The organism is Nocardia albiluteola, from assembly GCF_018860155.1.
GTDB classification, from domain to species: Bacteria; Actinomycetota; Actinomycetes; order Mycobacteriales; family Mycobacteriaceae; genus Nocardia; species Nocardia albiluteola.
Window position 1 is genome coordinate 101,575 of the sequence record NZ_JAHKNI010000005.1, and the last position, 23,143, is coordinate 124,717.

General features: G+C 65.8%; 24 protein-coding genes. 18 read left to right on the forward strand and 6 right to left on the reverse strand.

What is annotated here, in order from left to right:
• Window positions 1-178: 178 nt before the first annotated feature.
• A complete protein-coding gene (locus KO481_RS16410) occupies window positions 179-613 on the forward strand; it encodes a hypothetical protein (RefSeq protein WP_215918027.1) in 435 nt (144 codons plus the stop codon).
• A 55-nt stretch (window positions 614-668) separates the two neighbouring features.
• Here the strand turns inward: KO481_RS16410 and KO481_RS16415 are convergent, their stop codons facing one another.
• Window positions 669-1,142 carry a helix-turn-helix domain-containing protein gene (locus KO481_RS16415; protein WP_215918028.1) on the reverse strand — a complete coding sequence of 158 codons (474 nt, stop codon included), beginning with the start codon at window positions 1,140-1,142 and terminating at the stop codon, window positions 669-671.
• 266 nt (window positions 1,143-1,408) lie between these two features.
• On the opposite strand from KO481_RS16415, the gene KO481_RS16420 reads away from it, so the two are divergent.
• The 17 genes from KO481_RS16420 to KO481_RS16500 all read left to right on the forward strand — a co-directional run bounded on the left by KO481_RS16420 (window position 1,409) and on the right by KO481_RS16500 (window position 19,523).
• Window positions 1,409-3,190 carry a hypothetical protein gene (locus KO481_RS16420; RefSeq protein ID WP_215918029.1) on the forward strand — a complete coding sequence of 594 codons (1,782 nt, stop codon included), beginning with the start codon at window positions 1,409-1,411 and terminating at the stop codon, window positions 3,188-3,190.
• Window positions 3,191-3,226: 36 nt separating this feature from the next.
• Window positions 3,227-4,318, forward strand: coding sequence for a hypothetical protein (locus KO481_RS16425; protein ID WP_215918030.1), 1,092 nt, complete (start codon window positions 3,227-3,229; stop codon window positions 4,316-4,318).
• Window positions 4,319-4,339: 21 nt separating this feature from the next.
• Entirely contained in the window at window positions 4,340-5,020 is a 681-nt protein-coding gene (locus tag KO481_RS16430; RefSeq protein WP_215918031.1) for a DUF8176 domain-containing protein, read from the forward strand.
• Between the two features lie 31 nt (window positions 5,021-5,051).
• The gene (locus KO481_RS16435) at window positions 5,052-5,705 is read left to right on the forward strand and encodes a hypothetical protein (RefSeq protein ID WP_215918032.1); all 654 of its coding nucleotides are present in this window, start codon (window positions 5,052-5,054) and stop codon (window positions 5,703-5,705) included.
• On the forward strand, window positions 5,705-7,534 hold the full coding sequence (locus tag KO481_RS16440; protein WP_215918033.1) for a cutinase family protein: 1,830 nt from the start codon (window positions 5,705-5,707) through the stop codon (window positions 7,532-7,534). The genes KO481_RS16435 and KO481_RS16440 overlap by 1 nt, the downstream gene beginning before the upstream one ends.
• 9 nt (window positions 7,535-7,543) lie before the next feature.
• Entirely contained in the window at window positions 7,544-8,209 is a 666-nt protein-coding gene (locus KO481_RS16445; RefSeq protein WP_215918034.1) for a hypothetical protein, read from the forward strand.
• A complete protein-coding gene (locus KO481_RS16450; RefSeq protein ID WP_215918035.1) occupies window positions 8,206-8,487 on the forward strand; it encodes a hypothetical protein in 282 nt (93 codons plus the stop codon). The genes KO481_RS16445 and KO481_RS16450 overlap by 4 nt, the downstream gene beginning before the upstream one ends.
• On the forward strand, window positions 8,484-8,732 hold the full coding sequence (locus tag KO481_RS16455; RefSeq protein WP_215918036.1) for a hypothetical protein: 249 nt from the start codon (window positions 8,484-8,486) through the stop codon (window positions 8,730-8,732). The genes KO481_RS16450 and KO481_RS16455 overlap by 4 nt, the downstream gene beginning before the upstream one ends.
• An 18-nt stretch (window positions 8,733-8,750) precedes the next feature.
• On the forward strand, window positions 8,751-9,338 hold the full coding sequence (locus KO481_RS16460; protein WP_215918037.1) for a DUF8175 domain-containg protein: 588 nt from the start codon (window positions 8,751-8,753) through the stop codon (window positions 9,336-9,338).
• Between the two features lie 41 nt (window positions 9,339-9,379).
• A complete protein-coding gene (locus KO481_RS16465) occupies window positions 9,380-10,186 on the forward strand; it encodes a DUF8175 domain-containg protein (protein ID WP_215918038.1) in 807 nt (268 codons plus the stop codon).
• Window positions 10,187-10,215: 29 nt separating this feature from the next.
• Window positions 10,216-11,976: a hypothetical protein gene (locus KO481_RS16470; RefSeq protein ID WP_215918039.1), complete on the forward strand. Its 1,761-nt coding sequence runs from the start codon at window positions 10,216-10,218 to the stop codon at window positions 11,974-11,976.
• 16 nt (window positions 11,977-11,992) lie between these two features.
• Window positions 11,993-13,471: an SCO6880 family protein gene (locus KO481_RS16475; RefSeq protein ID WP_372452050.1), complete on the forward strand. Its 1,479-nt coding sequence runs from the start codon at window positions 11,993-11,995 to the stop codon at window positions 13,469-13,471.
• Window positions 13,455-15,161 (forward strand): putative type IV secretion/conjugal transfer ATPase, encoded by a 1,707-nt coding sequence (locus tag KO481_RS16480; RefSeq protein ID WP_215918041.1) that lies wholly within the window; start codon window positions 13,455-13,457, stop codon window positions 15,159-15,161. Before KO481_RS16475 ends, KO481_RS16480 begins: the two co-directional genes overlap by 17 nt.
• A 3-nt stretch (window positions 15,162-15,164) precedes the next feature.
• Window positions 15,165-16,748: a peptidoglycan DD-metalloendopeptidase family protein gene (locus KO481_RS16485; RefSeq protein ID WP_215918042.1), complete on the forward strand. Its 1,584-nt coding sequence runs from the start codon at window positions 15,165-15,167 to the stop codon at window positions 16,746-16,748.
• Window positions 16,749-16,903: 155 nt separating this feature from the next.
• Entirely contained in the window at window positions 16,904-17,326 is a 423-nt protein-coding gene (locus tag KO481_RS16490; RefSeq protein ID WP_215918043.1) for a hypothetical protein, read from the forward strand.
• A 152-nt stretch (window positions 17,327-17,478) separates the two neighbouring features.
• Window positions 17,479-18,816, forward strand: coding sequence for an AAA family ATPase (locus KO481_RS44355; RefSeq protein WP_215918044.1), 1,338 nt, complete (start codon window positions 17,479-17,481; stop codon window positions 18,814-18,816).
• Complete coding sequence (locus KO481_RS16500) at window positions 18,813-19,523, forward strand: HNH endonuclease (protein WP_215918045.1); 711 nt, start codon at window positions 18,813-18,815, stop codon at window positions 19,521-19,523. The genes KO481_RS44355 and KO481_RS16500 overlap by 4 nt, the downstream gene beginning before the upstream one ends.
• Before the next feature lie 521 nt (window positions 19,524-20,044).
• Here KO481_RS16500 and KO481_RS16505 read toward each other — a convergent pair.
• From KO481_RS16505 to KO481_RS16525, 5 genes are read right to left on the reverse strand one after another with little or no spacing between them, the layout of a single operon-like run.
• Entirely contained in the window at window positions 20,045-20,497 is a 453-nt protein-coding gene (locus tag KO481_RS16505; RefSeq protein WP_215918046.1) for a YbaB/EbfC family nucleoid-associated protein, read from the reverse strand.
• Between the two features lie 2 nt (window positions 20,498-20,499).
• A complete protein-coding gene (locus tag KO481_RS16510; RefSeq protein WP_215918047.1) occupies window positions 20,500-21,000 on the reverse strand; it encodes an SMI1/KNR4 family protein in 501 nt (166 codons plus the stop codon).
• A gap of 25 nt (window positions 21,001-21,025) precedes the next feature.
• A complete protein-coding gene (locus tag KO481_RS16515; RefSeq protein WP_215918048.1) occupies window positions 21,026-22,492 on the reverse strand; it encodes a deaminase domain-containing protein in 1,467 nt (488 codons plus the stop codon).
• A complete protein-coding gene (locus KO481_RS16520; RefSeq protein ID WP_215918049.1) occupies window positions 22,483-22,776 on the reverse strand; it encodes a WXG100 family type VII secretion target in 294 nt (97 codons plus the stop codon). The genes KO481_RS16515 and KO481_RS16520 overlap by 10 nt, the downstream gene beginning before the upstream one ends.
• The gene (locus KO481_RS16525; RefSeq protein WP_215918050.1) at window positions 22,773-23,108 is read right to left on the reverse strand and encodes a WXG100 family type VII secretion target; all 336 of its coding nucleotides are present in this window, start codon (window positions 23,106-23,108) and stop codon (window positions 22,773-22,775) included. The genes KO481_RS16520 and KO481_RS16525 overlap by 4 nt, the downstream gene beginning before the upstream one ends.
• Window positions 23,109-23,143: the final 35 nt, after the last annotated feature.

The window sequence follows — 23,143 nt, forward strand, 5'->3', positions numbered from 1 at the left end:
GCGCAGTACGCCAGCGGCGACGTGCTGCGCATGTACTCACCCGTCAAGAGAACTCTTCTATCAGGTGCTCGGGGGAAAGAAGTAGACATTGGCCGTATTACCAGACCAGTCACGGTGCCCACACGCTCGACGATTCGGGGAGATCGCCGAACAGCTGGCACTGCCGACCGATTGGACCATGGCAGATCTGTCTGAGGCAACCGAACGCCAAGTAGGGAAACCGATCATCTGGCTACCGTTGCCAGAGGGCTTTCCATCAGGATTGTGCGGCCTGTTGTTCGACCGCGGAGATGACATCGTCGCGCTCCACCGCCACGCCGAGTCTCCAGCGTCCTGGCGGCGAACGATGGTGCACATCGCTGCGCACCTATTGCAGGGGCACCACCGCGAACGTGCAGTTTCAGTCGCGACCGCAGCAAACCAGCTCACCGGTGTCAGCGGCAACGGGCTCGCGGTAGGTCCAGGGCTCGATCCGACCAGCTTCCGGAAAGTGGAAGCCGAGGCCGACGCGCTCACTGCTCTGATCCTCGCCCGGCACACGAACGGTGGCCGGCGCGGCGCGACCGCCGGATGCACGAAACGTGGCGTATTCGGAATTCCTGCCCCAGGTTGATCAGCGTTCCTCGGGCCGAGGGCGCAGAGGGCGACGCCCGCGGCCCGAGGAACGCTCAATCCTCGGGCGGTGGGGTGGCCCGAGGAGGGAGGGAGTTCAACAGATCGGTGATCTCCTGCAATCGCCCGGGAGGCAAGACGAACATGTCGTCTCGTTTGAAGATCGCCATCTCGTGGCTGTGTCGGAGCATGGCCCGCTCGAACTCGATGCGCTGCTCCACCTCTTGTTCGGAGTAGTACACCGGCTCGGAAGGGTACGGAATGACCCTGCCGTCCTCCAGTACGAGATCTGTGTCGTTCTTCAGTGATTCCTTGGCGGTGCCCTTCTTGAGGCCCAAGGCATTCTCAAGTCGAGCCAGGACTGCGTCCCCCGGCAACGTCCCTGTGCCGTTCTCCAGCGAGACCATGCGACCCCGAGACGGTCCGCCGGCATCGGCGACTTCAGCGATCGTGAGATCCCGGATGTCTTCCCGCACGTTTCTCACACGCGTTCCGAATCGCGCCCGCTGCGCCGACACCGCCATGCTCATGCAGCGGATGGTACCGCCAACTACGTCGACATCGGCCATCGACAGTCCCCCCAATCCTGTGGGCGGCGCGTGGTTGCGGCATCGCTCAAAACGGACACTGAATAGAATGCATTCCTATTGACATTCTATTCATATTCTATCTAAGTTCTATCTGTTAGTGGAACTTGCCTGTCCGCTGATCTGGCTACCCGGGGGGCGAGGCACCGCCCGCGACGGCCGGACGCCGATCGCCGCAGTCACGAAGGCTACGAACCGGGGAGGGCTAAATGCCGAGCGAGAAGTCGCCGACCTCGACCACAACGGGCAGCGAAGTACTCGCGGTCGTGCTTGGTGCAATGCTGCTGGTAGTCATCGCGCCGGGCGCAGTGATCATCGGGCTGGCATGGCTGGCGGGACTGCGAGGGTATGCCGCAGCCAAGCATCGCCGGTGGTGGATGTTCCTGACACCGGAGCGGTGGTGGATGGTCGCAGGTGCGGCCACTGGCGTCGCGGTCGTGTTGGGCTCGCTGGCGTGGGCAATAGCGCTGATGCGGGCAGGCCGGTTCGAGACTCTGGTCGCTCCCGCGGTGGTGTCGCTGGCGGCGGGGGCCCTGGCTGCGCCGGGGACCTTCGTGCTGGCGCGCAGGCATCTGCGGCTGCGGGTGCTCGAGGGCCGCACCGATGACGTCCTGGCAACCGCGCAGATCGCGGAAGCGGTGCGCCGCGCGGACGACGAGCTCACCGCGAGGTCGGTTGGGGTCAGCCTCGACGAACACACCGTGGACCTGCGGGTGATCGATCCCGAGCGGCGCATGACCGCCCCCGTGCCGGTCGAGGTCGACACGGCCATCCGATACGGCATCGGGATCGTGGTGCCCGAAGACCGGCTCACCGATGTGGAGCGTTCCTCGCACTTCACCGCACCAGGGTGCGATCTGCTACTGGCGCCACAGGTGGCCGGGCAGATGCGGGCATTGATCCTGGCCGGATCGGGCACCGGCAAGACCGAATTGATCGCGGGATTCCACGCGACCGCCAACCGGGTCGGTATGACATCGGTCTTGATCGACCTGAAGGCCCAGGCGTACGACGCGAACCGGTTCGGTGAGGACGCCCGCCGCCAGCGTGAGTATGTCGGGTCGGCCGCCGATGTGCGCGTGGTGCGCGGAGGCTGGGACTTTTTCGACTGCCCCCGTGAGCAACTGCTCGAGCGCCTGATGTTCATCGCGCCCAAGGCGAGCAGTACCGACTTCTACAGCCAGCGGATGCGGCGCGTGCTGGACCTTGTGATCGACGGCCGCGGCACCAAGCCGCTAGTCCGCTCGCTCGAGGAACTGACCGACCGCTTGGCCGATCCGGTGAAGGTTCTGGGCCGCAGGCTCGCGGGACCGATTGTGGAAGAGGATCGCTTCGGCCAGACCGACGCGGGCATGGTAGCCGCCGATGTCGATGCGATGTTCGCTCCGCTGAGGAAATATCTGCCGAAAACCGGTGAAGGATGGTCATTTTCGCGGCTAGCGCCGGGGTCGGCGACGATCGTCTCTCTGAATCCGGTGCTGGCGCCGGAGCTGCTGCTGGCGAACCTGATCTTGCGTGATCTCCGGGACTTTCTGGCCTCGCGGGCAGAGTCGCCGATCGACCCGGCACGCCAACAGCCGGTCGCGGTGATCGTCGATGAATTTCCTCAGATGGTCGAGCGTGAGGTCGATGCCGCCGAGGAGGCCGCGAAGGTTCTCGAGACCGCACGCGCGGCGAATGTCGGACTGATCTTGGCCGGTCAAAGCATCGAGGGCTATTCGCGGGATCCGCAGATGCAGCGACGGCTGCTGGGCGCAGGCGTGGCTATCTTCCTTGGCCGTTCAGCGCTGCCGGACACGGTGACCGAGGCCGCAGGCACCCGCTGGCAGCTCGAGGTCGGTGGCGACCCGTGGGGCTTTTCCATCAATACCGCGCACGCGAAATGGGTGTTCCAGGTGCTTCCGCAATACGTGCGCCGGATGCATGTCGGCATGTTCTGGGTGATTCATGAAGGGGCGGCGATGAGGTTCCTGACATTTCAGACGGCGTGATGTAAGCGGAAATCAACTGGTAGGAAAGGAATTTCGATGTACAGAAGACTCACGGTGGCCGCGGCAGCCGTAGCGTGCAGCGTCTGCGTGGGGGTGAGCGCGGCTGCGGATCCGGCGCCCTCGCCCTCGCCGCAGGCGCCGCACGCCGCGGCGCCGTCTCCGCAAGCTGCCCCGCCACCCCCACCCCAGCCGCAGTACGTGCCGGTGCAGGATCTGCCCATCGTGCCGCCGCGCCCGCGCCCGCAGCAACAAGAGCTGGTCACCGTCCAAGCCCCCTCCAACACACCGAATGCCAGCCCGCACAAGGGTTCCGCGCCCGTGCCCGCCAAGGTGCCCGCTCCAGTGGACCCGCATCTGATTCGTTTCGGCGATGCCCGGATCGAGGCACCGGGGTTCATTCCTCCCGGTGTGGTCTTCGCCGCGCAGGCGGGCGCCGATGAGCTGGAGTGGGGCACCGCATGGGTTTTCGACGCGGTCGGGTATCCGCGCCAGTCCGCCGATCACGCGGCCGCCGCCGCGCTGGCCGCAGGGATCACCGGCAGCTATACCGGCAGCCTGATCGTGACGCCGATCGCGGCGATCGGCGGATGTTTCGCGGGACTGGCGATCGGGGCCGGGGTCGGTGCGGCGGTCGCGGGGATCCCGACCCTGGGCTTGGCCGCTGTGCCCGCCGCGCTGGCCGGCGGCCTGATCGGGTGCACGGCGGGCTCGCTGATCCTCGGCGTGCCCGCCATGGTCGGCGCGGCCGCGGTCGGCGCGATGGCCGGCTCGGTGATCGGCGGCGCGCTGGGCGGCAAGCTCGACCAGCACCCCGCCACAGCGCCAGTCCCCGCACCCCGGCCTGCGCCCGCACCGGCCGCCGCGCCTGCTTCGGATCCGGTGCAGGCGGTGGCCGCCCAGGTAGGCGGCGCGGTAAACGGGGTCGCAGCGCAGGTGAACGGCACAGTGAACGGGGTGTCGGCCCAGGTGAGTGGCGCGGTCAATGGGGTTGCAGCCCAGGTGAATGGGGCGGTCGCCTCGGCGCGGCACGCGGTGCAGGCAATCGCGCCGGTGTCCCCGCAGCAGGCCGGACTGCTGGCCGGGCCGATCAACGGAGTTCTGGGCGCGGTGCAAGCCGCGCTGCGATAACCGAATTGAAGGATTTTGCCGATGACCGAGACCGAGCTGTGGCGGCGGTGGCTGGAGGACCCAGTCATCACCCGCGACCCTGATACTCCGGTCTCGGTCCGGCGGCGACGCCGCCGCACCAAGGCCGGAGAGCCCGGCCGGCCACGCACCGCAGCGCGGCGGCGCCCGGTGAAGGCAAGGCGTGGTTCGTGGTTCGCGGTCACGGCCATAGCGGTCGTCATCGGGGTCGTCGTGCTCAGTGTCGTGCGGGGTGGAACCCGTCACGATTCCGCCACCGCGGATTTGTATCCGGTGGTCTCGACAGCCGCGCCGACGACCACGGTGGCGCCGTTCTGTGCAGTCGGCTCGGTCGGAGGGACGGTGGTCACCGACGGCGCCGGGGACCGCGGCTCCGGCCCGGGCGTGATCGCCGCGTACGAGCATGCATATTTTGATGCCCGAGACCCGAAAGCAGCACTGGACCTCACGGATCGCGGCCCGGGCTTGCCTGCAGAACCACAACTGGCCCAAGGTATTTCGTCGACACCGCCGCAAGTGCCGTGGTGTGTGTCGATCACCGATCACGGCGGAGGGGTGTACGAGACCGCCGTGCGGTATCTGCCCGCGGCCGGGCAGCCGCCGGTGCTGTGGCTGCTCGACATCACCGTGACCGGCCAGGGCGGGGTGTTCACCATCATCCGCATTCAAGACAAAGCGGCATGAATTCACCACCAATCATGAAGGAGCACAAGCAATGCCGAAATCAGAGTGGGAAATCGCAGCCGCTGCTGTCAAAGAGAACGCAGCCACGCTCAGGGCGATGACCAGCCACACCGAAGTATACGAGTGGGTCAAAGCCCACGACCTGAACACCCGCACCCTCTTCCCCAAGTTCAAGGCCCAGCTACGCAAACAGCTGGGCATCGACTATGACCGGCTGCGCTCGGCAACCCTCGCCCACCAAGCCCAGGAGCTGGCCGTCGCCGCCGCCCGTGCGCCGCGGATCGTGTTGTGGGCAGCGGGAGACGACGAGGCCGGCGCGTTCGGTATCTGCGATGTGGAGGGGGAAGCCTTGTGGTACGGCACTTTTCACCCTAATGACTTCCACCATTACCTGCCCGGAGATCAGGTCAGCGCATCGACCTCGGCTGCGATGAAGGCAGTTTTCGTGGCTGGGCAGACTCGCCGTGAGGCCGAACTGCCGGTACTCGCGCTGACGGTCCAGGTGTCCGATCACCGCATCGATGCCGACACCTTGCTGCATGCGGGGGCTTCTGATCAGGTCGCGGTCACTCTCGAGGTCACCCAGGAACAGAATCCGGCGCTGGAGTGGTGCCGGATGCCAGGGTTCAAGACCTGGCACGAGTCCGATCTGTCGAAGCTGCTGGCAGGGTCGGAGACGAGCTGATGATCCTGTTACGGGCCGTCGCTGAAGTGCTGGCCGGCGCCGTGCTGGCGGCGGGGGCTCCGGTGGCGGTCGCGGACGCTGTTGCGGGGCAAGGGTGTCCGGACATTCACATGCTCGCGGTGCAGGGCACCGCTGAGTCCTCGGTGCCCGCGCCGACCGGCGCGGACACCGGCGAGCTGGCCGGGGTGATCATCCCGGTCGTGAATGCCGCCCGGGCAGATGGGTTCACCATGGAGCGAACCTATATTCCGTATCCGGCCGCTCCCGCCGGTCAGCAACTGGAGGCCGCTTACAAATCCAGTGTGCTGGACGGATTTCAGCGATTGTCGCAGGTCGCCGCGCGGGTGATCTACCAATGCCCGAACACCAAACTCGTGGTGCTGGGCTATTCCGAGGGCGCAGAGCCGGTGTCGCTGTGGGCGCAGCAGGTCGCGGCGGGCAAGACCGAGGGAGTTAGCGCCGACGATGTCGCATTGACGGTGACCTTCGGGGACCCGACCCGCGGCGACACCGCACCATTGTTCGCCGGGAAGCCCGGTCAGCTCGCCCCGGCGGCGTGGCCGGGCCTGAGCCAGGACAAGAAGCCCTCGGTCACCAAATTCCCGGACATGTATGTCTCACCCAAGGGGGAAGGCATCGGGCCCGAACGTGACATCGCGACGAGCTTCGGCCCGCTGGATGGGCGAGTGGCCCAGTGGTGTCTGGGCGGGGACTTGTCGTGTTCGGCGCCGAAGTCGATTTCGCTGGCCCGCGCCGGGTTGGGGATCGCAGCGCAGTCGTCGCTGGATTTCTCGCACGATCCGTTCGGGGTGGTCGGTGAGCTGGCATCCGCGACCGCCAACACCCTGATCAACGGGGCATCTACCTTCGCGGACAAGGATATTCAGGGTAGCGATTTGGCCGATGCGACGTTCGCGCCGGGGGCCTCGATCTCGCAGCGCCTGGCCGAGGCCGCAGACCCGACCAACACGGCCCCGCCGACTGATCCGCTGCAGGCGGTGCTCAAGCTCGGGCAGATCGCACTCACCTCGGTGACCTCGTTTCTAGGGCAGGTGCTCAATCCGGCGGTGCTGGGGTCGCTGGTGACCGCCGGGGTTCAGATCGCGACGTCCGCGGCCAGCGCCGCGATTCCGGCGCTGGTGGGTGGACCGGCCGCAGCCCTGGCTGCCGGAGCAGCAGGCGCGGCCGCGGGCGCGGCGGCCGCCGCGCCGTCGCTGGTGCTGCCCGCGATCACTCTCGGCGCCAGCGCAGTGAATGCCGCGATGACTGTCCTGCCGCCCCAATCAGCGGTGCAGAAGGTGTCGAGCATCTTCAGCTTGCTGACCACCGAGGTGCAGAAGAATTCGGATCTGCCAGCGCTGCTGATGGATTCGCGACTGTGGACCCAGATCTCCGACGGCGGGTACCGCACGGTCCGAGTGGCAGCCGATGGATCCACCCCCGCCGACATCACCGCGGACTGGATCATCGCAGCGGGCCGGGACTACCACGCCGCGAACCAGAATGCTTCGGCGGCAAAGAATTCCGATGCCCCGGCCCCGGATGCACCGTATCAGCGGACCCCCGACGGCGCGATCGCCACACCAGTGCAGGATCGTCCCGACCTGGGCGCGGTAGCCAAGACCGACACCCACGGCGACGTGCGGCTGTTCGATGCTCCACCCACCCCGGGCACCACCACCCCGGCGCCGGTGGTGTGGCTGCCCGCCGGGGCCTCGTCGATCGCCGACCGCCTCGTCACCGCCATCGCTGGGACCGGACCCGCCGCTGTGGTGCTGCGCAACGGATCCCCCGTAGTGGTCGCCACGACCGCCACCACGAGAACCTAGGAGGAATACGTGAGCAACCCCTTCAGCACCGAGACCACCGATACGGCCGCCGACATCGCACCCGCCGCCGAACTAGACACCGGCGACGGCGCGGCGGCCGCGGATACCGGGCCCCAGAACGCGCCGGACTCGCAGTCCAGGCCGGACCCGGAGGCGGTGCCGCCCCTGTGGTCGGTCATGGCAGCGGAGCCAGGCAGCGGTGCCAGCACGCTGGATGGTTGGTGCGCCTGCTCGCGGGAGATCACACGCGATCCGGCGTGGCGCCCGGCACCGGGGGAGAGCCCGTATCTGGTACTGACCACAGTTCGCTCAGTCGAGGGGATCCGGCGCGGGCGCCAGCTCGCGGGCGCGCTCACCGCCACGGCCGGGCTGGGCGCGCGGGTAGTCGCCATCGTGGCCTTGGCCCCGGATCCGGCAACCCGCCCCAGCGGCAGCGGTATTCAGCTCAAAGAGCTGATCGTCGCCGCCGAAGCGGCCGGCGTGCCGATCCTGCCCCTGGACCACGACCCCGCGCTCGCCGCCGCAGCCATCCCGCTCGGCGGGGCACTGGGCTGGTCCCCGCAACGCGCCGACAACACCAGCGTCCCAACGATTCTCGCGCGCCTGTACACCCGCATCTACTTCGCCATCGCTGACGCCGCCACAAGCGGGCCGTCGGCCAAGGAGGCACCATGAGAGTTACTGCGCAGGTGGCGGTGCTGGCGATCAGCCAGCCCACCCCCGACGGCGGCCCATTTCAGCAGGTCATCAGCAAAATGCTGAACCTGCTGTACTACTTCACCGGCGCCATCGCGGTCGCCGCCCTGATCGGCGCGGTGGGCATCTACTACTACCAAAAGATGGTGATGCAGAAATCCGAAGTGCTGTCCTGGATCTTTATGGGGCTGTGCCTGACCTTCGTCGCGGCCCTGGCGGCAACGATCGTCAATTGGGCGATGGGCAGCAGCTCATGAAGCAGATTGCCGCATTCGAGCCACTGCCGCCGCAAGTGGTCGACCCGATCATGCACCTTGCGGGACAGCTGATTTCGTTATCCGGATACTTCGCGGTGGCCGCGATCATCGTGGTAGCCATCCGGGCCTGGCTGCGGTACCACAACGGCGCCGACGCCCTCGATCTATGGCGCGAGCTTTTGATCATCCTGTTCCTGGCGGCCGTGGCCGCCAAAACATTCGACATCGCGAACTGGTTTCACTGAAACATGGAGGAGAACAGCATGATTCGCCGCCTGCTGGGTGTTGTCGTCGTGGTGATGCTGGCTGGAGTGTCCAGCGCGTGTGGTGCAGGCGGGCCGGGCGCAGCGCGGCTGTCGATCATCAGCTACCGCGGTGCGGACTGGCTCACCGACGGCGCCATCAAACCTCCGGCCTCCCTGGAACGTTCGGACCGAATCCATTACCCGCACAACATGAACGGGGTGGTATTGGCCTCGACAGACTCCCAAACCCTGCTCGATCTGGCCGGGGACGATCAGTACGGCGAGGTCACGCGCGATTATTTCGCCGCAGGTGCCGGATTGAAGGCATATCTGGCCGCACGCAGCCAACTGCACATCACCGGGGACCCGAATCCTGCGCGGCTGGCGCACATCAAGGGATTCCGGTTCCTGGCCTACAGCCCCGAGGCCGCGACGGTCGAGGTGGTGTACATCGAGCCGGACCAGTCGGTCACTGGGGTGACGCGCACAGTGGTGTGGCTGGGCGATACCTGGCTGATCCAGCTGCCCGACCCAGCCTCTCCCACCTCGCCGGTGAAGGCGTACCCGACGATGCCGACCAATATCAACGCCCTCCCGCAGACTTGACCCTGAACCCGAAACCTCTGTCGCTCAAAGGAATACCGCCAGTGAAGATCCGCCACTACATCCTGATCACCGCTGCCGCCGCACTGACCGTCGCCGGAATCGCCGTCTCCTGCGGACACACCAGCTCGGGCCCCCGCCCGGGTGCCGCACCAGCGCCGACGACCGGCCCGAGCGGTTCTTCCCGGCTACAGGACAGCGAGTGGTTCAAGAAGAACTTCGGAACTCCGCTGGTGGTCGACACCGAAGTGACCCCCAAAACCGTGGAACAGGCCAAGGATCCCGCCGGGGTGGTGTTGCCGCAGAACCACGCGACGGTCGACGGGCCGGTGCTGTGGGAGCGGGTGCGCTGCGAGGCGCTGCCGTTCACCACCGCCGACGGCCCCACCCACCTGCGTGGCGACACCATGTACGGCGGATTCGCCGACAGCAGACTGGGTGCCGCGGTGGCCGCCTATCACTTCATCTCCTTCGGCAACTACGCCCACACCGCCGCGGCGATCCCGCTGATCGCGGTGCCCGCCGACCGCGCCGGACTGTGGCCCACACCGATGCCCTATTCGATCCCGCCCTCGCAGTCCGACCCCGGCTGCCTGGCCCGCAAGAACCCGATCATCCGGCCTTCGCTGTGGACGACGCAGGACATGGGTGCCGGGGTGATGCAGGTGGGCTTCTACTATCCGCCCCTGCCCGGCGACACGCAGGGCTCCACCTACTACACGTCGGTGGTGTGGGCTGCGGGTGACTGGTATCTGACCGATCAATCGGTCGACGATGTCGCGTTGATCGGCGGGCACGAGCCCAGCCGCCCGCAATACGCGCCGACCCCGGTGGGCTGGTCATCGTGGTAGCTCGCCGGGTCGGCAGTCTCGTGGGGGCCGTGGCGATCCTGATCGCGCTGGTCGCCGGGCAGGCACACGCCCAGACCTCGGTCCCTCCGGCGATACCGCTCCCCGCCTCACCGTCCGCGCCGTCGCCGGTGCCGGCGGTGCCGACGATCTCACCGTCGGCGGCGCCGCCGATCATGCCGTTCGGCCCGACCGTGTTTCCCGGTACCGAGTCACCCACCACGACGCCATCCCCGGCACCGTCCTCGAATCCGTCGTCGAATGATCCGACGTGGAAGGTCAATCAGGGCTGTCCGGACGGGATCAGCGTGCTGGGACTGTGCACCTCGCTCAAGACCCCGAACCAATACATCAAGGACGGGGCCGGTGACGCGGTCAACTCGACGCTGGCAAGCATCGTCAACTGGGTGCTGGCCGGGTACGTCTGGTTACAGAAGTACGCGTGGCAGCTGTTCATCAACGTAAACATCGACGACTCCGGAACCGCGCAAGTGACCGCAGTCCAAAAGATGAACGACATGACCAGCGAACTGCAGGTCGTCGCGTGCGGTCTCGGACTGCTGATCGCGATCATGCAGATCCTGGCGCAGCGGATGCTGCTCTCGGGCGATAATGCCGCCCCGGAAGCTTTCTCCGGATTTCTGCGATGGGCGCTGGCCGCGACGCTGGCGGCACCGACGCTGCTGGCTTTGTCCGGCGCCAGTGAGGCTCTGGCGCAATGGATGTTCATGTCCGCGGCCGGGCCAGCGGGCCCGACACATGTGGTTGACGCGCTGTCCACCGCGCTCTCGGGCAAGGACGCGCGTCTGAAGACCGCGGACGTCATCTCCGTGGCGCTGTGTCTGCTGGGGATGATCGCGTTCCTCGAGCTGGCGATTCAGCTGTTCCTGCAGAAGGCATGGTTGGTGTACATCGCTGTCGCGCTGCCGATCGCGGGCGCGGCCTCGGTCACCGGCGCCGGAAGAGCCGTCTTCTCCGCGATGCTGCGTCTGGGCGTCACCGTCGTCCTGTTCAAACCCGTTGCTGCACTGTTATTCTCGGTCGGATTCTTCCAAATCCAAGCACTCGACTCCGGCGGCTTCGCCTCCGGTGACGACGTGGTGATGGCAGTGCTGATGATGGCCGCCCCGAGTTTCGCTCTGCCGGTCCTGACCAATCTGATTGGGAACACCAGCGTGGGATTCGCCGGCACTCCCATGTTGCGCTCCATCAGCCAAGTCGCCCGCTCGGGCCGCTCGATGGTTCAGAACGCCGGACGTCGCACGTCGGGCTGGGCCGGTGATTGGGACGCCCGCGCCCGCGGCAACGGCAGCAGCAGCGGCGACAGAAACTCTTCGCGGAGCGATGCCCGCGCGAGCACCGCCGCGCCTCCGGCAACCGGCGGCGCGAACGCAGCCAATGGTGCCACAGGAAAAACCAGCGGAACCGGCACCGGCACAGCGAGTAACCGGGCAGGCAACACCGCGACCACGATATCCACCGGCGGCCCCGGAGCCAGTGCACGCTCCGGCGGAACAGGTACGGGATCGCGGACCTCGGGCAGCACGGGCAGCGGCCGCGGGCGGACCACCGCAGCTCCTGGTGGCCGCGGTCGGTCCGGGCAGGCCGCAGCCCCGCCCACGACCAGTTCGGGCACACGGTCCGGAGCCGCGGGCGCCAATCGGGCGGGAGGCCGTTCAGGGCAGACCGCGGCGACCCCGAATTCGGCACCGCCGCCCGCCCCGCCCCAGCGCAGCGCGCCACGACGGCGTAGCGGCGCGCCGCGAGACACCAGTTTCCGGCGAATCACATAGCAAGAGAGGGTATTTCATGGGCCAGCAGAAATATGCGGGATGGCGGAAGCCTGAATCCACAGGGCTGGTGCCTGGGTTGACGACCACGACCTCGGCCCTGGCGGTCGCAGCGGCGGTACTGGTGATCATGTTGTGGTTCTTCGCCGGATCCCCCCTGCTGTCGATCGTGGTAGCCGTGCTGGCCGTGCTGCTGATCGCTCCGACGGTCATCCGGATACGCGGGGTATCGGTCGGTGACCTGCTGTGGGCGTGGATACAGACCTGGCCGATCAGGGCCCGCGAGGCCCAGATCTACAAGACCGGGCTCCTGAGCCACATCCCCGGCGGTCGCGCACGCCTGCCCGGCCTGGCCACCCCCGTGACGCTGGCCGACTGCTTCGACCCCGACAGCGGGGAGAATGTCGGCGCGCTGGTCGATGTCGTGCGTCACACCATCACCGTCGTCCTATGGGTGCTTGCGCACGGTCAAGACACGCTGCCCCAAGAGATCATCGATGGCCGGGTTGCTGGATGGGGACAATTCCTGCGGATCACCGGCGAACACGGCGACATCGCCGGAGTCGTGGTGGTCAAGCAGACCGCGCCCGAGACCGGCGCGAGCTACGACGCCGAAATCACTGCCCGCGCCTCCCCGCTGGCACCGGCATTGACTACCGAACTGCTCGACGACCGCACCGACGATCTCGCCGCGGACACCCTGCGGCTGACCCAGCGGATCGCGCTGACCTTCCGATACTCCAGCGGCGCCTACCAAGACGGCGTGGCCTCGGTGTCACGGCGCCTGCCCGAACTGCGCCACGCCGCGAGTATCGCGGGCCTGCAAGCAGATTGGGCCACCAGCGCCGAAATCATCGCCACCACCCACGCCGCATTCAACCCCGCCGCCCAACCCGCGATCGATGAACTCATGGCCCGCGACGGGGACACCGGGATGCGGTGGTCCGATGCCGGACCGAGTTACTACGACGACGCCTTCTCGTACTTCCTACATGATTCGGGGCGGTCGCTGACCTACAAGTGCTACGAGTTCCCCGTCCAGCCGGTCGACGAGCAAAGCATGGCCCGGGTGCTCGCGCCCAGCCATCGCGCCCCCTACAAGCGGGTAGCGATGATCTACCGCCCGTACCGGCCCTCGGACGCCAAGGAACTCGTCGACAGGGACTTCCGCGACGCGCACGCCGCGGTCCAGCGCCGCACACGCGGGCTGGTCGATGCCCGCCAGCAGATGCGCTACGAGGATCTGGCCGCCACCCGCGAGGACCTGGCCGAAGGCCACGGCCTGGCCGCGGTGGGAATGCTGGTCACTCTCACCGTCGCCTACGACGAATCCGGTCGCGACGCGGTCCAGCAACTCGAAGACGCCGGGGTTTCCTCGTCGTTGAAGTTCTCGCCCTGCTACACCGACGAGGCGGCGATGTTCTTGGTGGCCTTGGGAATCGGGATCTTTCCGGACATGGACGAAACCAAAGGCGGAGCGAATGTCCTTACTCCCTAACGCAGTCATCCACAGCTTGCCCACCCCGATCCGCGAGCGCATCACCCCCGATCACACCAGCCCCGCCGGACTGCTGGACCGCGAAGAAGCAGAGGAACTGCGCGAGCTGCTGCCGACGATGTCCCCGTGGACACGGTTCCGGGCCTCCCGCCGGCTCGCCGCACACGAAGTCGCGCTGTGGCAGGCCACGACCGTCGCCGCCCGCCAACCGTGGCAGGCCGCCCGCACCCCGACTCCGCACGGATACTTGGCCAAGGGTGGGGGGTATATGAAAAAGCCGATGCCCCTGCCGTATGTGCGCGGCACCACCTGCCGAATTTGCGGGCTGTATCCGTTTCCGATCCCGGCCGAGGTCACCACTCCTGGGCTGCCGATCGGGCGCCAGCACGGTGGCGCACCGTTCATGTTCGACCCGCTCGGCTGGTTCGAGGCCGGGATGATCACCGCGCCGATCTATAGTGTGCTGGGCCCCAATGGATTCGGCAAATCCACGCTCTTGAGGCAGATCGGGATCAACGCCCTGTTCCAGGGGCGGCATCTGATCGTGCTGGCCGACGCCAAACCAGACTTCCGCCGGTTGTGCGAAGTCCTGGGCCAGGATGGACAGATCTTCCACGTTGGGGGCCTGGATGGGGGAGTGCTGAACCCATTGGATCCCGGCGCGCTGGCCGACGTGGTAATCCGGCTCGGTGACCGGCCCGACGCGCGCGCGTTGATGGACCAGCTACACGAGGCCCAGGCACAAAACGTCGTCGCCCTGGTCTCACTGATGCGGCGCGCGGCGCTTCCGGACTACGAGACCGGCGTACTGGACGCGGCGATCACAGCCCTGTACGAGGGCGGCCGGTTCTCTCCATCCCGACCACCGATCTTGTCCGATCTCATCGAGACCTTCGACGCGCCTACACCCCTGATGCAGGCTGCGGTGGCCGCCCGCAGCCGCGACGAATTCGCCGACCTGACCCAGCGACTCGTCCAATCGCTACGCGCCCTCGTACAAGGCGCACTCGGGCGCGCATTCAACGGCCCCTCCACGGTCCGCATGGATTTGGACGCGGCGATGATCGATGTGGACCTATCACAGATCCCGCTCTCAGCACGGGATCTGCGGGCCGCGGTCATCGCCATCACCGGCATCGAGGCCCAAGAGTCGGTCCGCGCACGAAACCTACTTGCCGCCAACGGATTAGCCCGAAAGACAGTCACCGATCTGATGATCGACGAGTTGTGGCAGCTATTCGAAGTCGGCGGCAGCTCACAGATTTCGACCGTCAACCGCATCACCCGGCTCCAGCGCACCGACGGGGAAACCCTCGGTACCTCCACCCACACGGTCGGCGACTACAAAGGCGTCTCCGACAGCGTGCACGAACAACTCCAAGCCACCGGATTCATCTCCCGCAGCAGGGTGAAATTCGTCGGCCCGATCAACGCCAACGAGATCCAGCAGCAGCAAGGGCTGATCGAATACACCGAACCCGAGGCCGAACTGCTCAAGCGCTGGTCCTCCTCGGGCACGCCCTCGCGGCTCGGGCGTCGCGCGGTGCATGAAGGGATGGGCCGGTTCCTGTGCAAATGGTCCGATGACCCGACCGAGCCCGGGGTGGCGTTCCGTACCTGGGTCAGCCCTCTCGAGGAACAGCTTGGGATCCACGACACCTCCGCGGCCCTGCGCAGCGCCCGCGAATAGCCCGTGTCCGCCGTCGTACTCACCGCCCTCTATCGGTATCGGTACCTCATCCTGGGCGTGGTCCTGGTGCTGCTGCTTTTGATCGCTCAGTGCTCGGCCCCGGACTCGGGAACCGCCTGCGGCGCCAGCGTTTCCGCCACCGCGAGCGGGCTGGCGTACCCGGTCGACCCCTCCACGTCGATATCCTCGGGCTACCGCACCCCCGACCGACCGGACCATGAAGGGGTGGATTTCGCTGTGCCGCAGGGCAGCCCGATCCACGCCCTGGCCGACGGCACGGTCACCGCTGCGCAGGATTCCGGAGTGCAAGGGTTCGGCGGCTGGGTGGTGATCTCTCACGCCATCGACGGCAAGCCGATGTCCAGCGTGTATGGCCACATCAACCCCGGCGGACTGCACGTGCACGTAGGGCAGCAAGTCCGGGCCGGGGACTTCATCGCCGACTCCGGGAACGCCGGCGAATCCTCGGGCCCGCACCTGCATTTCGAGCTGTGGAACGGTGACCGGCTGCGCGGCGGCACCGTCACCGACCCCACCCCGCTACTGAACCGCATCAAATCCGGCACCGCCAACGGCGGCACGCAGGATGCGGCCACGAGCTCGGGCAGCGACCAATCACGGATCGACCGCCACGCCTGGGAGATCATCCAGGCCGGACGTGCCGATGGCGTGCCCGACGAAGCGATCGTCCTCGCGCTCTCGGTCGGCTTGGTCGAATCCGAGATGCACAACTACGCCTCCACCGCGGTCCCGGAATCAACCCAATACCCGAACGACGGCATCGCGCCCGGCGACGCCGACTCGGTCGGGATTCTCCAGCAACGCTCCTCACAAGGCTGGGGAACGGTCAAGGACCTGATGAACGTCCAATACCAGGCCAGCAACTTCTACCGCCGCCTGATGGCCGGCGATTGGCAGCACAAGTCCTTCACCGACGCCGCCGCCGACGTGGAACGACCGCGGGAGGATCTGCGTTGGAAATACGGTGCTCGGCAAGCTGAAGCACAGGCACTGTTCGCCCGTCTGACCGGACACCCCCCGACCGGCGGCCAGTGCGGAACCACCCCAGGCGCCCCCTCACCGAGCGGAGGAGGCGGGCAAGCGATCGTGGCCGCCGCCCGCTCACAATTCGGGCGGCCCTACGTGTGGGGAGGAGGAAACGAGACCGGACCCACCGGGAGCCCAGCAGGATTCGACTGCTCCGGACTGGCCCTCTACGCGGTCCACGCCGGCACCGGAATCGCCTTGCCGCACAACACGAACTCGCAAATTCAACAAGGTCAGATCGTATCGTTCACCCCGGCAACCGAGGAGAAAAAGGAACCAGATCTCGGCGAGGCCGAGCCGGGAGACATCGTATTCTTCGGCACCGGAACCGATACCGAGCATGAAGGTATCTACACCGGCACCCTGCAGGGGGTACCGATGATGGTGCACGCACCAGACCGTGGCCAATCCGTCGTCGAGGCTCCAGTCGCCGACGGCGGCAACCTCGTGGGCGTCCGCCGATATGCCACTCAAAAGTCGAATTCCGCTGTCGCGCAGACGAATCCAGAACAGACCGCTACACCTTCGGGGAAGCAATGACCACCAGACATTCACCACGCCGCGGTCGCCGACGCCGGATCGCGGTCGCCGTCACATGCGTGGCGGTCGGCATCTCGGCGTGCTCGTCACCCAGCCACGACTTCGGCGAGCGCGACCACGGCTCGGGAGTACCGGCCGGGGCGAGTATCGAATCTGTGCCGCCGCTGCCGGCAATGTGGAACTCCCTGCACCGCAACGACCCCGCCGCCATGGCAATCGCGACGGTCCAAGCGGTGTTCGACTGGCATCCCGAACGAGGCGAAACCGGCCCAGAAACTGCGGCGCAACGAGCCACGCCGCTGTTCACCCCGCGGGCAGCCGCCGAGTACCAGCCGTATCCAATTCCACGGCCCACCTGGCAGCAATGGATGGACGAGCACGCCACAATCGCCGCGATCACGGTGATCAGCACCGAAGAACACCCCGCCGATTCCGAAGTGAGCTGGCATCGCAAGACCGCCACCACTCTGACCATCACCGCGCCGGGGAAGGCCCCGACTACGTTGAACGTGATATGCCTTGTCACTGAGCAGAAGCAGCCTCTGTGGACGACTTCAGCACTCACTCATCTTGAGTAATCCTGAAGGAATTGTCCCGCAACGAATTTTGACGTGAAGAGCGCGCCCGCTACGTGATTGCCCATGGGATGAGGGCACTCAGGTCCCACCGTCCACGAGTTCGCCGTCCTCAGCGCCAGCGAACGAGAACAGCCCTCTTGTACGCTTTGTCGGTGCATATCGTCGAGATCAAGCTGGAGGGCGTCCGGGGATTTCCCTCCAGTGGTAGTGCGGCCTCACTGTCCCTCGCACACAAGGACGGCACGGTCCCCCGCTGGATCGTTGTCGCGGGCCGTAACGGTGCCGGGAAATCGACCTTCCTGCAGGCAATCGCGCTCGCGATCGCGGGCCCATCGGTAGCTCGGCTGCTAGCCGAGACCTTCCAAGGCTGGATACGCGACGGCGAAGAACACGCCCGCGCAGCGGTGAAACTGCGTTTCGGCGACGACGACGGATTCGGTAGCGGCCGCAAACCCACCTTCGAGCCGTGGGCCGCGATGGGATGGGAGCGCGCTGACGGACCCGAACCAACAATCACCAAGGCCGCCGTGGGGGGAAACTGGTCGCCGGTACGCGGGCCGTGGGCCGAGAACCCGCGCGGATGGTTCACCGCCGGATACGGCCCCTTCCGACGGCTTTCTCCCGCACCAACCGAAGCGCAGCGACTGATGATGTCACCTGGGCGCCCCGCTGCACTGGCAAGCCTGTTCCGCGAGGACGCCTCACTGTCGGAATCGATCGTGTGGTTACAGCAAATCTATCTGCGGCGGTTGGAAGGGCGTCCCGAGGCCCAAGCCATCGAAGATCTGGTCCTCAATCTGCTCGACGATGGACTGCTGCCCGAAGGCATGCGGGTCGAGCGCGTCGACTCCGAAGGACTCTGGGTACGGACGCCGGAAGACCGCCACCTTGCCCTGGCCTCCCTCAGTGACGGCTACCGAACTGTCGCCGGCCTCGTCCTCGACCTCATAAAGCAGTTGGTCAGCGCCTTCCACACGATTATCTTCGACGAGGATTCCGACGGGCACGTCAGGGTGATACACGAAGGCGTCGTCCTGATCGATGAAATCGACGTGCACCTGCATATTGAATGGCAGAAGCGGATCGGGTTCTGGCTCAAAGACCATTTCCCCCGCATGCAATTCATCGTCACCACACATAGCCCGTTCATCTGCCAAGCCGCTGACGAGGGCGGACTGATCCGGCTCTCACCAGCATGGGAACACGATTCAGGAGCAGAAATCCTGACCGGCGAGGACTTCAACCGCGTCGTGAACGGCAGCGTCGACGATGCTGTCTTGACCGACCTGTTCGGACTCGACAGCGTGCTGTCGGACTCGGCACGCCACGTACGCCAGCAACTGGCTGAACTCGAAGCAACAGCCCTAACACGCGAACTTAGTCCAGCCCAGCACAAAGATCTCGACACACTGCGCGCCAAAGTGCCCACCAGCCAAGCGGACCGTGCCCTCCAGCGGCTGGTGATGCACGATCGGCGCAACGACGAGTGATCCCGATCGCCCGCGGCAATCTGTCGCCACGAACACAACGTACGCTGCGCAACCGACAACAGCGAGTCGATACTGCCGACAACCCCGCTGACGCTGCCAAGAAATCCTGGGGAAGCTTCTCCGGGAACGCTCGTCGGGAAGTGTTGGACGTACTTCGAGCCATGTGCTCCGGTCTCGAACGCTGCATGTACTGCGAGGACAGTCACGGCACCGACATCGATCACTTCCGCCCTAAGGCGCACTATCCCGGGTGGTCTTTCATTTGGGAGAACTACCTGCTCGCGTGCTCACGCTGCAACAGCAACCACAAGCGAAACCTCTTCCCTATCGACGGGGAGCGCGAACTGCTGATCGACCCGACGACCACAAGTCCGTTCGACCATCTCACTCTGTCACTGTCCACCGGGGTCTATGTCGGTGCCGACGACATCGGCCAGGCCTCGATCAAGGTATACGGGCTCAATCGCGACATCTGCGTGAAAGGCCGGCGCATCGCGTGGCTCTCACTGTGCGCGCTGATCCGCGACTATGACCGATCCCGCCAGGCCGCACGCGAAGAGATCCTTAGCAGCCTGGCAGACTTTCCGTTCCAGGGAGTCCGATACTGGCTGGCCACAGTGCTCGCCGAAGGCGACCGCGCGGCGACAGTGCCGCGCGATGTCCGCATAATTGCCGACAAGCATCCCGAGTTGTTGAGGCCAGCGTAACTCCACGACAGGAAAGGTCAGCAGCTTCATTAACTTCCACTACGAGCAAGGCCTGAACAACGTCCCCAACCATCCCATTAGCAGGCCGACGAGGCCTCGCCTCACAAGCCAGAAGGCCGTGATCCCACCGAGGAATTCTCTCCATTACTGTAAGATCCTTTACGGCAAGGACTGGCAGCAGGACGTGATGGACGCTTCACGTTCCAGGCCGTCGATGACGAACCGATCGAACTGCCACCACCCGACGCGGAAGTCACCATGGTGCGGAAAGTGTTCCTGCGGTTGCCATTCGAACTCGATCAGCAGTTCGAATAACTTGGCCGCCGCTTGGGCGGCGGGCCCAGCGAGCTGGCGACCGATGGATCGCCGAACGCCTTGCCGGGGAGACGGAGCCACCAGCCCTCCGGCGAATCAGGGAGGTTGCCGCCGAATTGTCTTCCTCGACACCGAGAACCAGAATTCCGCCACCGGTGTTGGCCACAGCGGGCCCGATGCCGTTGCCGGAGGATTGGCACGCGAACCTACCCTTGGGTCCAGCCGCGGTTCAACCGTTCGAAGTAGGCGTCGTCCGCTGCCTGGATCTCCTCCTCGGTCATCGGCTGGCGAGCTGGCGGCCCGGCCGACGACTTTCCAGTAGTCATGTGCCGGGCTTCCTTCACGGCCTCGGCGATCAGGCGGTCGTCGGTCAACGGCCGGGCAGCTTCCACAGCCTGTCGTGCCGCGTCGGCTTCCGCGCGTTGGATCGTTTCCAACAGCACCTGGGCCAGACGGTTTTCTCCCAGACGTAGAGCCTGTGCAGTGAGGTGGATATCTCGCACGTGGCCCTGCGCGTCGACGGTGACTCCGAGTTCGCCGTTGCGTGAGGACGCGCGGACTTTGATGCGACGCAGGGCCGCTCGCACGACATCGACCTTCTGCTGCATGCCCGCCAGCGCGGCACGTTGCTGGGCTTCCCAGCCTTCGAGATCGGCCACAGCTACAGCTTGCCCTCGGCGCGCATCTGCTCACGCTTTCTTTCGGCTTCACGCTCGAGCCGTTCACCGTCAGCGCGAATAGTTCGGCTTCTTTCGTAGCTCTCCCAGAGCCACTGAGTAAAGGAGTCAGCAAGTTTCAGAACGTCTGGGTGCCCTTCCTGGTACAGGAATACACCCGGTGATCCTTCTTCGACAAAGTAGACGATGTATCCCTGATGATGTCCGAAGAAGAATTTGCAGTCGAGAGTGAGGCTCTCCTCTTCGTCCTCTGCGATGTCTTGGGCCACTTCGCGGGCCTCCAGTGAGGCCGGGAAAGGTATCGCGCGCCCCTGGAACAGGGTTCCGGGGTTCCGTCCGAGCACTTGCAGGAAGGCGAGGTATTCATCCGGGAGTGTGAACTCGGCCGAGGCCGTCATCTCGGCGATCTCAGCGGGCGTGCACCCGACGATGTCCGATGGCGTGCAGTAGCCGGACTCGACCATGGCAGTGGCGAGGCGTCGCATCTCCTGGACGCTGTGAGCGGTCGGCTCAGGCGGGGTTGCTGTAGGTGACATTGAGCTTCACTCCCGGGTATTGCTCCTCGAACTGCTTGATGACGTCGGCGCAAGCATCGCATGGCTTGTTTTCGGTGTACAAATCTATGACCCCCTTCGAGTCCGGTGTCAAGCGGGTCGAAATCTTCTCAAGAATTTTATATTCCGAATCAGTCGGTCTATATGTGTCGCCGGATTCATCGCGTGGCGTGAACTTGCCAGGTTGCTGCGGTGTTTCGACCGTGCCCGGCGGAGAGTCTTTGCCGCTCACGGATTCGAGCTCCCGGGAAGGGATAAACTGTCCGTCGATCTCGCCTTGCGCCACAGCGACATTCTTGCCCTGCCTGATCGTGTTACCCGAGTTCGACAACCGGTCCCGCACATCCTGTGCGGCCTGCTCGCCGTCGAAATCAGCGGCGTTGTCCTTGTCACGGAACGGCTTGGTCGGATGCACCGGCTTCTGCGCGCCACCGGGCCGTGTGTTGGAGTAGAACGTATTCGGCTGCGCATCCAACAGCGGCTGGACACTTTTGATGATCACCGGCGCGGCACCGACGGCGACCAACCGCGCGACCGGCATCGCCGCGGCAACGAACGCGGAGAGCTCATCGACGATCGTGATGACCCGGGTCGCGGTGGCGGCGCCGCGTGCACCGGTGATCACGGTGCCGCCAGCGCCACCGAGCGGGCCGCCGGCGAGCCAGCCAATGCCCTCGACGGCCGCGGCTATGGCAATGAATTCGCCGAGTTCCTGAAAGATCTTAGCGTGTGCGGTATCGATGGCTTGCGCGAAATCGACTGTGGCAAGGCTGAGTTCGTCGCATTGGCCGATCACGTTGTCGATCGCGGCATCGACGATATCGATCTGGGCCAGGATCTGGGCGACCTCACCGGAGACCTGTTCGTTCACGATCCGGCGGGCGCCGGCGACGGCGGTCTTGATCCCGTTCATGCCTTCCTTGGCGGCGGTCCAGGCCGAGGAGACGGTGCGCAGTTTGTCGGGGTCGCCGTTGGGCCACATGCGGCCCTGCAGCCAGCGGCTGATCAGGCCCCACCCGAACGGTGCGTCGGTGTCACCACCGTAGGCGCCTTTGAATGCGGGGGCGTCGAAGTGCGCGGTCGGCGGCGGTGGCTGGGTCTGATTGCCGGCGTTCGGTTCGTAGTGTGATCCGTTGTCGGCGTTGGCGTGGTTGACGCTGTCGGCCTGGAGCAGGTCGTTCAGCTTGCCCAGCGAGTTGACCACCGCGGTGGCCGTGGCGACCGCGTTGAACGCCGCGGGATCGTACTTGTTGCACCATGCGTGCCCGGAATTGTCGGTGCCGCCGCAAGCCCATTGGGAATCCAGCACTTTCGCCAGCGAGGTCACCACCGACACCGCCGCATCATGGTTCTGCCCATACAGTGTGCCCGCCGCAGCAAACGCTCCCGGCTGAATGCTGATCGCCGAACCGGTCAAGGCCACATCTCCTTGTTGACATCGACTGCGCCGGAATAGTTTCCGTGCGCGCGAGTCAACGCGGCCTGCAACGTCGTCAGCGCCTCGCGCATGGCCGCGGTGTCCGTCGTCCAGCGGTCCACGAACTGCTGGTGTCCCGTTGCCGCGGCGCCGGTCCACTGCACATGCAGTTGCTCAACCTGTCGGCGGATGGCATCCACCCGAGCCTCGATCTGGGTGTCCAGGCGTTTGGCCTCGTCGATCAGATCCTGCAGCTCGGCCAGGTCGACCCGATACGGAGTGTCGTTCACGGGATCTCCGGCAGATCGAGGCTGTTGGTCTTGTGACGCACCGCCTCGGACCACGAGGCGTCCGTCTCGACGAACGCACCCGCGGCCTCGCGCAAGGTTGACGCATCTCCTCGCAGCGCCTCCACCACATCGTTGGCCGAGGTGTACCAATCGATCCAGGGCTGATCGTGTGAGTCCGCGGCCTTGCCGGACCAATCCCCGCCGACCACCGCCCGCACCCGCTTGAAGAAGGTCTGAATCTCCTCGTCGAACTCCTTGGCCGAGTCCTCGATCCACCGCGCGGCGGCGAGAACATCCTGCACCGGAACAGAGGCCCCCTGATCACTACCCACCCGAACGAGATTACAGGCGACCACCGCGCCGAACC